At 55.3% G+C, this 14,072-nt stretch carries 7 protein-coding genes; 3 read left to right on the forward strand and 4 right to left on the reverse strand.

Going from position 1 to position 14,072, the window contains the following annotated elements; translation table 11 throughout:
• Nucleotides 1-95: 95 nt before the first annotated feature.
• Together nifD and nifH are read right to left on the reverse strand one after the other, a co-directional pair.
• The gene (gene nifD / locus DDY07_RS23055) at nt 96-1,577 is read right to left on the reverse strand and encodes a nitrogenase molybdenum-iron protein alpha chain (RefSeq protein WP_171697597.1); all 1,482 of its coding nucleotides are present in this window, start codon (nt 1,575-1,577) and stop codon (nt 96-98) included.
• Between the two features lie 103 nt (nt 1,578-1,680).
• Nucleotides 1,681-2,559 carry a nitrogenase iron protein gene (gene nifH / locus DDY07_RS23060; RefSeq protein WP_033159060.1) on the reverse strand — a complete coding sequence of 293 codons (879 nt, stop codon included), beginning with the start codon at nt 2,557-2,559 and terminating at the stop codon, nt 1,681-1,683.
• A gap of 477 nt (nt 2,560-3,036) precedes the next feature.
• Between nifH and DDY07_RS23065 the strand changes: the two genes are divergently transcribed.
• From DDY07_RS23065 to DDY07_RS23075, 3 genes are all read left to right on the forward strand, one after another.
• Nucleotides 3,037-4,362, forward strand: a complete 1,326-nt coding sequence (locus DDY07_RS23065) for an HD-GYP domain-containing protein (protein WP_171697598.1) — start codon at nt 3,037-3,039, stop codon at nt 4,360-4,362.
• A 157-nt stretch (nt 4,363-4,519) separates the two neighbouring features.
• On the forward strand, nt 4,520-4,996 hold the full coding sequence (locus DDY07_RS23070) for a type IV pilin protein (RefSeq protein ID WP_033159058.1): 477 nt from the start codon (nt 4,520-4,522) through the stop codon (nt 4,994-4,996).
• 15 nt (nt 4,997-5,011) lie between these two features.
• Nucleotides 5,012-7,891 carry an EAL domain-containing protein gene (locus tag DDY07_RS23075; protein WP_171697599.1) on the forward strand — a complete coding sequence of 960 codons (2,880 nt, stop codon included), beginning with the start codon at nt 5,012-5,014 and terminating at the stop codon, nt 7,889-7,891.
• Here the strand turns inward: DDY07_RS23075 and DDY07_RS23080 are convergent.
• Entirely contained in the window at nt 7,878-10,952 is a 3,075-nt protein-coding gene (locus DDY07_RS23080; RefSeq protein ID WP_171697600.1) for a multidrug efflux RND transporter permease subunit, read from the reverse strand. The two genes, DDY07_RS23075 and DDY07_RS23080, sit on opposite strands and share 14 nt — an antisense overlap.
• Nucleotides 10,949-14,071 (reverse strand): MdtB/MuxB family multidrug efflux RND transporter permease subunit, encoded by a 3,123-nt coding sequence (locus DDY07_RS23085; protein WP_171697601.1) that lies wholly within the window; start codon nt 14,069-14,071, stop codon nt 10,949-10,951. Before DDY07_RS23085 ends, DDY07_RS23080 begins: the two co-directional genes overlap by 4 nt.
• Nucleotide 14,072 lies beyond the last annotated feature (1 nt).

Consider the following 14,072-nt stretch of genomic DNA (forward strand, 5'->3'; position numbering starts at 1 on the left):
GGGACTTTAATCCCGACCGATATTTAGTACCTGGTCGGGCGGGCGAAACGCCCACCTTCCCAGGAATTAAAGTGAGCGAATGCCCACCCTACGGATTACGCAACCGCTTTGACTGGCTCGCTCTCGGTAGCCTCGGTTTTCCAAGGTGCTTTGAAGCTTTTCCAGCAAGGATTGTTGATGGTCATGTCCATATCGCGGGCGAAGATGGCAAAACCGTCATAGCCGTGGTAAGGACCTGAGTAATCCCAGGAGTGCATTTGGCGGAAAGGCACACCCATTTTTTGGAAAATGTATTTTTCCTTGATGCCGGAGCCGACCAGATCAGGTTGGACTTTTTTCACGAACTCTTCGAATTCGTAGCCGGTGACGTCGTCATACAACAAGGTCGCGTTGCCCATTTCTTTAATGGTGCGGTCGTAGTCGTCGTTATGACCGAACTCGTAACCGGTACCCACCACTTCCATGCCCAAATCTTCGTAGGCACCGATCACGTGGCGAGGACGCAGACCGCCGATGTACAACATCACCCGTTTGCCTTCCAGGCGTGGTTTGTATTTAGCGATGACGGCGTCGTATTCGGCTTTGTAGCGTTCGATGACGCGCTCAGCACCTTCTTTGATAGTGTCATCGAAGTGAGCGGCGATTCTGCGCAAAGACTCGGCGATTTTAGTCGGGCCAAAGAAGTTGTACTCGATCCAAGGGATGTTGTACTTTTCTTCCATGTGGCGCGCGATGTAGTTCATCGAACGGTAGCAGTGAATCAAGTTCAGTTTTACTTTTGGGGTTTTTTCGATCTCGGCAATGGTACCGTCGCCAGACCATTGAGCGACTACGCGCAGCCCCATTTCTTCCAACAGAGTCCGAGATGCCCAAGCGTCACCACCGATGTTGTAGTCGCCGATCACGGCTACGTCGTAAGGTGTGGTGGGGAAGCTGTCGTCGCCATCGCGATTTTCCAAGACCCAGTCGCGGATCGCGTCGTTAGCGATGTGGTGACCCAGGGATTGGGATACGCCGCGGAAACCCTCGCAACGTACTGGGACGATGGTTTTGCCGTATTCTTTGTTTTTAACTTTAGAAACCGCTTCGATGTCGTCACCGATCAAACCGATTGGGCACTCGGATTGAATGGAGATACCTTTGTTGAGCGGGAATAAAGTTTCGATTTCGTCGATACATTTGGCCAGTTTTTTATCGCCGCCGAATACGATGTCTTTCTCGGTAAAATCCGAAGTAAAGTTCATGGTACCGAAGGTGTTGACGCCTGTAGTACCTACATAGTAGTTACGGCGACCGGCACGGGAATATTGACCACAGCCAACCGGGCCGTGTGAAATATGGATCATGTCCTTAATAGGACCCCAAACCACCCCTTTGGAACCCGCGTAGGCGCAACCACGAATGGTCATCACGCCGGGCAGGGATTTACGGTTGGAAGTGATACATTTGTTTGATTTTTCCAAGCTTTGATCGTTGATGGCCAAATGTTTGGCGCGATCAGCTTTAGCTTTTTCGGGATAGACTTCCAGCACTTCTTGAATAAGCGCTTCGGTCTCTTCTCTTGTCATGGCTGCCATGATGAAATCCTCCTGGTAGTCCTGGGTAATCCCCCACAGACTTGTTAGGAACTATGCGAAAGCAGGTTGGACAGGCTAACAGCCGGCCCAACCTACATACTGATTAAGCTTCGGCTGCTGCGGTTACACCGACAACGCTTTCGTCAACTTCTTCCATAACGCCGAATTCCATCAACAAGTCTTCCAACTCGTCCATAGTGATTGGAGTTGGGATCACCAAGTTGGTGTTGTTGATGATTTTTTGCGCCAAGTCGCGATACTCTTGTGCTTGTTTCGCGGTTGGTTCGTACTCGATTACTGTCATACGACGGATTTCGGCACGTTGGACAACGTTGTCACGTGGTACGAAGTGAATCATGTGTGTGCCCATTCTGGCAGCCAATTGCATGATCAGTTCATCTTCGCGAGCGGTGTTACGGCTGTTGCAGATCAAACCGGCCAAACGCACGCCGCCTGAGTTAGCGTATTTCACGATACCTTTAGCGATGTTGTTGGCAGCATACATAGCCATCATCTCGCCTGAGCATACGATGTAAATTTCTTGGGCTTTGTTTTCACGAATTGGCATCGCGAAACCACCGCAAACAACGTCACCCAATACATCGTAGAATACGAAGTCGAGGTCGTCGGTATAAGCACCTTCTTCTTCCAAGAAGTTGATCGCGGTGATAACACCACGGCCGGCGCAACCTACACCTGGCTCTGGACCGCCTGATTCAACGCATTTAACGTCGCGGTAACCCACTTTCAATACGTCTTCCAGTTCCAAATCTTCTACGCTACCGGCATCAGCTGCCATTTGCATGATAGAGTTTTGCGCTTTCGCATGCAGGATCAAACGAGTAGAATCGGCTTTAGGGTCGCAACCGACGATCATTACTTTTTTGCCAAGCTCTGCCAAGCCAGCAACCAGGTTTTGCGTGGTGGTAGATTTACCGATACCACCTTTACCGTAAATAGCACATTGACGTAATTTCGCCATGATCTTCTCCTCTTGAGTAGGTGTTGTTAATAACAACCTGATAAGTGCAATGGCCGTGCCAAAGTTTTGATGTGTTTTAAGTCATTGAAAATAAAGTATTAAAAATAATATTTCTAGCTTTTTCGATGGTCGGATTAGCAACATTCTTTGTAAGGCCTGTTATCTAACCAACATAAATCGCGGGGTTTTTATTTGAAGCGGGGGCTAGGTGCGTATTCGCCGCGGATTTTGGCCCCGGTCCTTTAGCGATCACGCTGTGTCTTGATTTGGCTTGCCGATAACGGGAGTTTGCCGCTTTGCCCGGACGACTTCGGTGAATAATCGCCTACACACTCTATAATTGATGCCAATCTTGGGTCGCGGGCATAAGCAGGCGTATATCCGGTTTTATCACGGGACCTGTATGTGGGGTTTGCAGCCACATTTTTTAGTTACTCATGCGGTGTTTCTCGAATTTAATAATGATATTGTCTTTGTATGTTCTTTAAGAATTGGTGGCCTTTCCGCCGCAAGCTGAAAAGTCAGGCGAAGAAGGATGATTCCTTCGATGTCAATCAGCGCATCTACACGCCGGTTAGCCAGTTGACCGTCGGCATGTATGTCATCGAATTGGATCGGCCTTGGCTGGAGAGCCCGTTCTTATTTCAAGGATTTGAACTTGAAACCGAAGCGGATATCCGCGCGGTAAAAGATGTCTGCCAGTACGTCTACATCGACGCCACCCGGAAAAGAAAGCGCCCGGTCCAGGCTAAAACCACGCAGGACAGTTTGCTAAGCGAAAGCAATATCGATTTTGGCGCGCCGCCACCGCCAAAATTAAGCGTTTTTGAGAAAGAATTCGCGCGCGCCGAACACGTTCATAAAGAAGTGGGTCAGTTGGTATCCAACTTTATGGAGCGCATCGCCAATGGTGAAGGGATAGACACTCAAGCCGCCAAAGAAGCGGTCGCGCAATGCGTGAACAGTATTTTGCATTCGCCGGATGCTTTTTTGTGGCTGAACCAGCTAAAGAACAAAGACAAATATACCGCACAACATAGCTTGAACGTTTGCGCCTTAGCCATTGTGTTGGGCCGCTACCTGAATTTTTCCGTAGCCAACCTCAACAATGTCGGCTTGTGCGGGATGATGCACGACATGGGCAAAATGTTGGTGCCTTTGGATATTCTGAATAAGCCCGGCAAGTTGGAACCTGAGGAGCTGGCGATTATGCGCTCGCATGCCGCTCTGGGCTACGAACTGCTCAAGTCCAGCGATCAAATGTATCCAGGGGCGATAGACACGGCCTATTCTCACCACGAAACATTGGACGGCAAAGGTTATCCCCGGCGTATCGGCGAAAGAGGGATTTCGCTCTTCACCAGAATCGTCACCATCGTGGATATGTACGATGCCATCACCAGCGACCGGGTGTATCAGAAAGGCCGGACGCATCTGGAAGCGACCAATATCCTGGCCAATATGGCCGGCTCTCAGCTGGATGAGCGTTTGGTGATCAAATTTATAGAATGTCTGGGGGTTTATCCACCCGGCAGCATTGTCATGATGACCAACGGTTACATCGCCATTGTGGTGGAGGTGAATGAATTGCAGAAGCTGCGGCCGAAAGTCATCCTGTTGCTCGATGCCAAGAAACAGCGGATTCAGGAAAGAATCGTCAATCTAGCGGATATGCTGTTGGATGAACACGGCAAGGTGTTGACTATCAAAGGCATTGTCAAAGCCCAGGATTACAACATAGACATCAAAAAATATTATCAACAAGGCGTTTTGCAAAAGGGCTTTGCGAACGAAAAACGCTAGGCTACCCCGGCGAAACCGGACGTTTAGAGCAACTCTGCTAGAATAAGCAGTCTGGCGACGGTCACGAAAGGGTTTGTGCGTGGGATTATCGTCCGTATGCTTTTGCTCAGCTTTGCCAAGCCAGGGCTGCAAATTTCTCGAGGCGTTTTGGAATCAAATGTACAGAAAAAACAGGGGAGGGCAAGGATTTACGCTGATGGAGATGCTGTTGGCGGTCGCTATCATGGCGGTGTTGACGGCCATAGCGATACCTGCCTACAACGGTTATATCGATAAAAGTAAGAACGATCTGGCTATTAGCTATCTGCTAGCCATACAGACAGAAATCGAACGGTATTACACCCGCGAATTTCACTACCCGAATGCACTTAGCGACATTACCTCTGCTCTGCCCAACAACGGCAAGGACCCCTGGGGTAGAGACTATGTCTATCTCAATATCATAGAGGGGGGGCCAGGGACCATGGGCTCAGTCCGAAAAGATCATGCGCTTAACCCCATCAACACCAAATACGATTTGTATAGCTTGGGTAAGAATGGCGTCACCAAGAAACAGATCAGCCAGAAGGACAGTCTGGACGATATTATCCTGGCCCGAGATGGCGGTTTCGTCGGTTTGGCGGCGGATTTCTGAGAGAACCCCTTAGCAATGGAGCGCAAGCTGTCTTTTAGCCATAGCAAGGTTGCCCGCCGCATTCTGTTTTCTTTCGTGTTGGCCGCGTTGATCCCAATCGCTATATTGGGCGTCCTGTCATTCCAGCAAGTGAAGCAGCAGTTGCAAGCGCAGACTGCCAAGGCATTGCAGAGAGGCTGTAAAGAGTACGCCTACGGACTGGTCAGCCGCTTGTTGTTTGCCGAAAATTCTCTGCGGCTGGCTGCCTTGAAAATTCATAAATCCAACAAGGACGATAAACCTGTGGCGCTGGCCGGCGAACAATGGCTGCAAGGCCAGTTCACCGGGTTGGCAGTACTGCGGGCCGATGGTCAACCCGCCACGTTATCCCAAAACAACAAGGCAATACCGACGCTGACGCCGGAAGAGCAAGCGCAGATTGAGATCGGGAAAACGTTGATTAAACCGGTGAGTGGTCAGCGGCTTGAAGACAATCGCTTGTGGATGGCTATCAATCTGGTCGAAAACTCACCGAAAGCCGGCATCCTGATGGCCGAATTGAAACCCGACTTGTTATGGAATTCCGAAACTATCGATCCCAACAATCTGCTGTGGGTGATGGCTGCCGACTCGCTACAGATATTGTTCGCGCTGGAGCAAGATTTCGATCCGTCCCCGGAGCTTAGGGCGCAAGTCGCGCAAGCCAATAGCGGCCGCTTCTCGTGGCAAAGGGACGGCGAAGCCTACCTCGGCGCGTATTGGAAGCTGCCGGTCGCCACGCTATTTTTCGGTCCGGACCTGATCGTCGTGCAAAGCCTGCCTGAATCGTTGGCGTTTGCGGCAATTCGGCAATTTAGCGTGATTTATCCGCCGGTGATCCTGTTGGCCGCGCTGATTGTCGTGTATTTGAGCAGCAGGTTGATTGCTAAATATTTAACGCCGCTCGAACGCTTAAAAATAGGCACCCAACGGGTTTCCGACGGCAATCTGGAATGTCGAGTAGATATTGATAGCCATGACGAATTTGAAGAGTTGGCGGATTCGTTCAACGAAATGACGCGCCGCCTGCGTAGCCAGTTCGATATTCTCGCCACCATGGCGGAAATCGACCGCAATATTCTCTCCGCCTTAAATGCCGAAGACATTATCGACACGGCGTTGAATCGCTTGCCCAGCATATTGTTTTGCGATTTGATTTCCATCGCCGCCGTCAATCCCGATACCGGTATCGCCGACGAGATTCGGGTTCGGCGCAGCGGGCACGATGCCGAAAAATTAGCCGAGCCGGTGATTCTGAACCAACAGGATGTAGCGGATTTGCGCGCTATGCACAATGGCGCCCTGGAGATTGCTAACGACGACGAGCGGATGTCCGAGTATTTGCAGGTGCTCGGCGTGTCCGGTGCTTGGCGCTATTTGCTGGTTCCCGTTCATGTTAACGGCGCACTGGCTTCGCTGATTTGCTTGGGTTATCAAGCACCGAAACGGATTCCACCGGAATCGCGCAACGCCGCCATCAACTTCGGCGATCGCATCGCGGTCGCGCTGTCCAATGCCGCCTGGGAAGAGAAGCTATACCAGCACGCCCATTACGATTCCTTGACCGGCTTGCCCAACCGCTTGGTACTGCATGACCGGCTGGGGCAGGAAATCGCGCGGGCCCGGCGCGATGACGCGCAACTTGCCGTGTTTTTTATGGACTTGGATCGCTTCAAAAACGTCAACGACTCGCTGGGACACGCGGCCGGCGACGAATTGCTGCGGCAAGCAGCGCGGATTTTTCTGAATTGCGTCAGAGCGACCGATCTGGTTGTCAGACTGGGCGGTGACGAGTTCGTCATCGTGATCGGTGAATTGCATACTCAGCATAACCCGGCGGCCTTCGTCAGCGCGGTTGCCGAGAAAGTTCTGGCTGCGCTGAAGCAACCCGTGACGGTGGCCGGATTGCCCATGACCGTGACGACCAGTATCGGGATTGCATTGTTTCCCGACGATGCCGACAACGTGCCTGATTTGTTAAAGAATGCCGATGCCGCCATGTACCACGCCAAGAGCGAGGGGCGCGCCAATTTCCGGTTTTACTCGCCGGAATTGAATGCCGCGGCATTGGAAAATATCAAGCTGGAACAAGAACTACGCGGCGCGATCGGCAGAAACGAGCTATTGGTGTTCTACCAGCCCAAGGTGGATTGGGATGGCCGCATCGTCGGCGCCGAAGCCTTGATCCGCTGGCGGCACACCGAACTCGGCATGATTTCGCCGGCCAAATTCATTCCCTTGGCCGAGCAAACCAGTTTAATCGTGGAGATCAGCGATTGGGTCTTGGAGCAAACCTGTTTGTGGGTGAATACGTGCCATGCCCAAGGCCTGGGGCCTCTACGGATTTCCGTGAATCTTTCCGCGGTCGATTTTAAGCACCCGGAATTGGTCGAGAAAATCGCGGCGGTGTTGAGCAAAACCGGCACCGATCCAAAATTTATCGAATTGGAACTCACCGAATCGGTGGCTATCGGCAATATCAAGGCTTGCGTCGAACGCATGCATCATCTGAAAGCGCTAGGGCTTACCCTGTCCATGGACGACTTCGGGACCGGTTTTTCCTCGCTGTCCTATCTAAAAGAATTGCCGCTGGATGTGCTGAAGATCGATCAATCGTTTGTCCGGCAGCTGGAAAGCGACGACAGTAGCGCGGCTATCGTCCGCGCCATTCTGGCACTTGCCGACGGCTTGGGTATGGAAACCATCGCCGAGGGCGTCGAAACCGCAGCGCAGCTTGAGATATTGAAACAACATCACTGTGGCTTATTTCAAGGCTATTTATTCAGCCGGCCCGTGCCTAGCGACGAATTTTTAAGTTTGTTGCAGGCCGATGCTGCCAAGCGTGGCGCAGAACTGCCGGCGATTAGTGCCAGTTAAACCAGCGGCGACCCCAGGCACTGACACCATCCAGATACAGATACACCACCGGCGTGGTGTACAAGGTCAGCAATTGACTGAAAATCAAACCGCCGACGATGGAAATCCCCAAGGGCTGGCGCAACTCAGCGCCGTAACCTGATCCCAAAGCCAAAGGTAACGCGCCCAACATCGCCGCCAGCGTGGTCATCATGATCGGCCTAAAGCGCAGCAAGCAGGCTTGAAAGATGGCTTCCTCGGCGCTCAGCCCTTTGTGGCGTTCGGCGTCCAAGGCAAAGTCGATCATCATGATCGCGTTTTTCTTCACAATGCCGATCAGCAAAATCACGCCGATCAAGGCGATGATGCTGAACTCGGTATCGCAAGCCAGCAAGGCCAGCAAGGCGCCGACCCCGGCCGAGGGCAGGGTGGACAAGATCGTCAGTGGATGGATATAGCTTTCATAGAGCATGCCCAGCACGATGTAAATACTCAGCAACGCCGCGGCGATCAGCCAGGGTTGGTTGCGCAGCGACTCCTGAAAAGCCTTGGCCGATCCCTGAAAACTGCCGCGCACCGTCGCCGGCGTGCCGAGGTCGCGCAGGGTTTGTTCAATGAATTGGGTGGCGGTGGACAGCGAGGTGCCGGGCATCAGATTAAAGGACACGGTGGCGGCGGCGAACTGGCCTTGATGATTGACGGTCAGCGGCGCGTTGCTGGTCTGGAAACTGGCTAGCGTCGCCAGCGGTACTTGGGTGCCGGTGTTGGTGCTGACGTAAAGCTGTTGCAGCGTTCGCGGGTTTTGCCAGTATTCCGGTGCCAGCTCCAGCACCACCCGGTATTGGTTCAACGGTTTATAGATCACCGACACCTGGCGTTGGCCAAAGGCGTTGTTCAAGGCGGTATCGATAGCCGCCTGACTGACGCCCAAACTGGCGGCTTTGTCTCTATCGACTACCAGCGATATTTGCCGGCCCTTGTCTTGCTGATTGGTGTTGACATCGGTCAGTTCCGGCCGCTTGCGCAGCGCCGCGACGATCTTGGGCGTCCATTCGCGTAGCAGGTTCAAGTCTTCGGATTGCAAGGCAAACTCGTACAGCGCCGCCGAGCCGCGGCCACCGATGCGCAAATCCTGCACCGGCTGTAAAAACAGGCTGGCGCCGGGCTCGTCGGCCAGTTTTTCCCGCATGCGCCGGCTGATTTCAGCCATCGGCGCGTCACGCTGCTCGGGCGGCTTGAGTACCGCAAACATCAAACCGGAATTGGTGTTTTGCATGCCGCCGGCAAAGCCCACCACATTGGTCACTGCCGGATCTTGCCGCAAAATATCGACAAAATCATGCAGTTTGCTTTGCATGGCTTGGAAGGAAATGCTTTGATCGGCCTGGATGGTGCCGCTGAGCCGGCCGTTGTCCTGCACCGGGAAAAACCCTTTCGGGACCATGATGTACAAGTACACGTTCAAGCCGATACAAGCCAGCAATACCGCCAGCATCAGTTTGGGATGGTGCAGCGCCCAACTCAAACTGCGGCGATAGCCATTTTGCAGGCGCTGGAATTGGGCTTCCAGCCAAGCCGACAGCTGGCCGGGCGTATGATTTTCCGCCGGTTCCAGCCAGCGCGCACACAGCATCGGCGTGACGGTTAACGATACCACCAGCGACACCAAAACCGCCGCCGACAAGGTCACCGCAAATTCCCGAAACAGCCGGCCGACGATGCCGCCCATCAATAATATCGGCGTGAAGACGGCGATCAGCGACAAACTCATCGCTAACACGGTGAAGCCTACTTCGCCGGCACCACGTAAAGCGGCTTGGAACGGTGGCACGCCGTTTTCGATATGCCGGCTGGTGTTTTCCAAGACCACGATGGCGTCATCCACGACAAAGCCGGTGGCGATGGTCAAAGCCATCAAGGACAGATTGTCCAGGCTGTAATCGCACAAATACATCACCGCGCAAGCACCGATCAGCGATACCGGCACCGCGACGACCGGGATCAGCGTGGAGCGCAGCCGGCGCAGAAACAGCAATACCACCAGGATTACCAGCACCACCGCGATCAATAAGCTGCGTTCCACTTCATCGACCGAGGCGCGAATGGTTTGCGAACGGTCCGAGACTATCGATAATTCCATGGCCGCCGGCGTCAGCGCGCGCAATTGCGGCAGCATGGCTTTGACATGTTCGACCGTGTCGATGATATTGGCGCCGGGTTGTTTATTGATGATCAACAACACCGCCGGCTGGCCGTTCTTCAGGCCGGTACTGCGCAAATCTTCCACGGAATCCACCGCTGTCCCCAGATCGGCGATGCGCACCGGCGCGCCGTTGCGGTAAGCCACGATCAGCGGCAGGTAATCGGCAGCATGCTCGGCCTGGTCGTTGGCGTGAATTTGCCAATGCCGCTCGCCAGTCTCCAGCGCGCCTTTGGGGCGATTGGCATTGCTGGCGTTGATGGCTTGGGCGACCTGATCCAGGCCGATGCCGTATTGTGCTAACGCGCCGGGATTCAGTTCCACCCGGACAGCCGGCAGGGAACTGCCGCCGACATTGACCTGGCCGATGCCGGGCAACTGGCTGATTTTCTGCGCTAATATCGTTGACGCGGCGTCGTACATTTGGCCGCGGCTGAGGCTGGTGGAGGTGAGCGCTAGAATCAGAATAGGCGAATCAGCCGGATTGACTTTACGGTAATTGGGCCGGTTGGGCAGATTGCTGGGCAGCAAACTGCTGGCGGCGTTGATCGCGGCGTGTACGTCGCGGGCCGCGCCGTCGATGTCGCGATTTAAATCAAACTGCAAGGTAATTCGGGTCGAGCCCAGCGAACTGGCCGAAGTCATTTCGCTGATGCCGGCGATGCGGCCCAGCGCCCGTTCCAGCGGGGTGGCGACGGTGGCCGCCATGGTTTCCGGACTGGCTCCCGGTAGGTTGGCGGATACCGAAATGGTCGGAAAATCCACTTGCGGCAAGGGCGCGACCGGCAGTTGCAGGAAGGCGATGATGCCGGCCAATGCCACACCGAGCGTCAGCAGCGTGGTAGCAACCGGGCGATGGATAAACAGCACCGAGATGTTCACGGCTGGCGGTCGTCGCTGTCGGCTAAAGGCGATTCGGCCGCACCGCGCAACCTTCGGGCCAACCGGTCCAGGCTCAAGTAAATCACCGGTGTGGTGTACAAGGTCAGCAATTGGCTGAGCAATAAACCGCCGACCATGCTGATGCCCAAGGGATGACGTAATTCCGAGCCAACGCCGCTACCCAGCATCAAGGGTAGCGCGCCCAGCAAAGCCGCCAGCGTGGTCATCAAAATCGGCCTAAAGCGCAGCAGGCAGGCCTGAAAAATCGCTTCGCGCGGCGGCAGGCCTTGCTTGCGCTCGGCTTCCAGCGCAAAGTCTATCATCATGATCGCGTTCTTTTTGACGATGCCGATCAGCAGCACGATGCCGATTACCGCGATGATGCCCAAATCGTTGCCGGACAACTGCAAGGCCAGCAGCGCGCCGACCCCGGCCGAGGGCAGCGTGGACAGAATGGTGATGGGATGAATATAGCTCTCGTAGAGCACGCCGAGCACGATATACACCGTAACGATGGCGGCCAGGATCAACCACAGCGTGCCGCTGAGCGAGGCGTTAAATGCCAAGGCCGCGCCCTGATAATCGCTTTGCACCGCTAACGGTAAACCGATGTCCTGCTTGGCCTGCTCGATGGCTTGAATGGCGTCGCCCAAGGCGGCGCCCGCCGGCAGGTTGAAGGAAATGGTCGCGGACGGAAACTGATCCAGGTGGTTGATGGCCAGCGCGGTCTGCCGTTCGGAAATACTGGCCAGGGCCGACAGCGGCACTTGGCTGCCATTGCTGGAAGGAATCCGCAGTTCTTGCAAGCCTTCCGGGCCGCTCTGCTGCTCGGGGTCTACTTCCAGCACTACCCGGTACTGATTGGACTGGGTAAAAATGGTCGAGACCAAGCGCTGGCCGTAGGCATTGTATAAAGCGTTATCGATGTCGGCGGTGCTGACGCCCAGCCGGCTGGCGCTGGCGCGGTCGATTTCGATGTAAGCTTGCAGGCCCTGGTCTTGCACATCGCTGGCGGCATCGGCGATACCAGGCAGGGCGCGCATGCGCTCGACCAGGCGTTGGCTCCAGCGGTTGAGTTCCGTTAAATCCACGGTCTGCAAGGTAAATTGAAACTGGGTTCGGCTGACCTTGTTTTCCAAGGTCATGTCCTGCACCGGTTGCAAATAAACCGAGATGCCCGGCACGTCGGCTAGGCGTGGCCGCAAGCGTTCGATCACTTTGCTGGCGTTGTCGCGTTGGGCTTGCGGTTTCAGGTTGATTAAAAAGCGCCCACTGTTCAGGGTCGGGTTACTGCCGTCCACGCCTATAAACGACGACAGGCTGGCCACGGCCGGATCGGCCAGGATCTGTTGAGCCATGGCTTGCTGGCGTTCGGCCATCGCCGCGAAGGAAATGCTGGGCGGCGCCTCGGTAATGCCTTGAATCAGGCCGGTGTCCTGGATCGGGAACAGGCCCTTGGGCATGGCCGCGTACAACAACACGGTCAACGCCAGCGTGGCGATAGCCACCAGTAGCGTCAGGCCTTGGCGCTTGAGTACCCACTCCAGGCTGCGGCCGTAAGCAGCGATGACTTTGTCGAGCAAGCCGCTGTGTTGTTCGTGGCCTGTTTCGCCGGCCCGTAACAGCCTTGCACACATCATCGGCGTTAAAGTCAGCGACACTACCGCCGAGATCAGTATCGCCACCGCCAAGGTGATGGCAAATTCGCGGAATAAACGACCCACCACGTCGCCCATGAACAGCAGCGGAATCAGTACCGCCACCAACGAGATGGTCAAGGAGATGATGGTGAAGCCGATTTGCTCCGAGCCTTTCAAGGCCGCCTGCAATGGCGATTCGCCGCGCTCCCGGTAGCGGGAGATGTTTTCGATGACGACGATGGCGTCGTCCACCACAAAGCCGCTGGCGATGGTTAGCGCCATCAAGGTCAGATTGTTGATACTAAAGCCGGCCAAGTGCATCACCGCAAAGGTGCCGACCAACGACAGCGGTACCGCGACCGCCGGGATCAAGGTAGCCGGCAGATTGCGCAGAAACAGAAAAATCACCATCACCACCAGCGCCACGGCCAGCAGCAACTCGAACTGCACATCGTGCACCGAGGCGCGGATGGTGACGGTGCGGTCGGTCAAGGGCAGTACTTCAATCGCGGCCGGCAAGGTCGCCCGCAGTTGCGGTAGCAACTTGTTGATGCGGTCCACCACCTCGATGACATTGGCGCCGGGTTGGCGTTGGATATTGACGATGACGGCGGCTTTGTCGTTGGCCCAGGCCGCCAATTTGACGTTTTCGGCGGCGTCGACCGCGTCGGCGACCGCGGATAGTCGTACCGGCGCCCCGTTGCGATAGGCCACTACCAAGTCGCGATACTCAGCGGCCGAGCGCAGTTGGTCGTTATTGTCGATGATGGCCGAGCGCTGCGGGCCGTCGAACATGCCTTTGGGTTGGTTGACATTGGCGGCGGCGATGGCGTTGCGCAGGTCTTCCAGGCTTAGGCCATAGGCGGCCAGCGCTTGGTGGTTGGCCTGGATTCTGACTGCCGGCCGTTGGCCGCCGCTGATGCTGACCAGGCCGACGCCGGGCAATTGGGCGATTTTCTGTGCCAGGCGGGTGTCGACTAAATCCTGGACTTTAGGCAAGGCCAGGCTGGATGACGTCACCGCCAAGGTCAAAATCGGCGTGTCCGCCGGGTTGACCTTGTTGTAAATCGGCGGCAGCGGCAGGTCTTTGGGCAGGAAGTTATCGGCGGCGTTGATGGCGGCTTGTACGGTTTGTTCGGCAATGTCCAGATCCAAGGCCAGATCGAATTGCAGCGTCACCACGGACGCGCCGCCGGAGCTGGTCGAGGACATCTGCCGCAGACCGGGCATCTGCCCGAACTGGCGCTCCAGCGGCGCGGTAATCGCCGAGGTCGTGACTTCCGGGCTGGCGCCGGGATAGAGCGTGGTGACTTGAATGGTCGGGTAATCGACTTGCGGCAGCGCTGAGATCGGCAATAAGCGGTAAGTCAAAACCCCGGCCAGCAGCAGGGCCAGCATCAGCAAGGACGTGGCGACCGGACGCAGGATAAAGTGTCGCGACGGGTTAAAGCCGGGAAGCGGGTTTTGCGCGGCGGCCATG

The sequence above is a fragment of the Methylomonas sp. ZR1 genome, from assembly GCF_013141865.1.
Classification (GTDB): domain Bacteria; phylum Pseudomonadota; class Gammaproteobacteria; order Methylococcales; family Methylomonadaceae; genus Methylomonas.

What these genes read in the sequence shown, in the direction of transcription:
- nifD (WP_171697597.1), bottom strand. Translation starts at nt 1,577, where the DNA reads ATGGCAGCCATGACAAGAGAAGAGACCGAAGCGCTTATTCAAGAAGTG.
- nifH (WP_033159060.1), bottom strand. Translation starts at nt 2,559, where the DNA reads ATGGCGAAATTACGTCAATGTGCTATTTACGGTAAAGGTGGTATCGGT.
- DDY07_RS23065 (WP_171697598.1), top strand. Translation starts at nt 3,037, where the DNA reads ATGTTCTTTAAGAATTGGTGGCCTTTCCGCCGCAAGCTGAAAAGTCAG.
- DDY07_RS23070 (WP_033159058.1), top strand. Translation starts at nt 4,520, where the DNA reads ATGTACAGAAAAAACAGGGGAGGGCAAGGATTTACGCTGATGGAGATG.
- DDY07_RS23075 (WP_171697599.1), top strand. Translation starts at nt 5,012, where the DNA reads ATGGAGCGCAAGCTGTCTTTTAGCCATAGCAAGGTTGCCCGCCGCATT.
- DDY07_RS23085 (WP_171697601.1), bottom strand. Translation starts at nt 14,071, where the DNA reads ATGGCCGCCGCGCAAAACCCGCTTCCCGGCTTTAACCCGTCGCGACAC.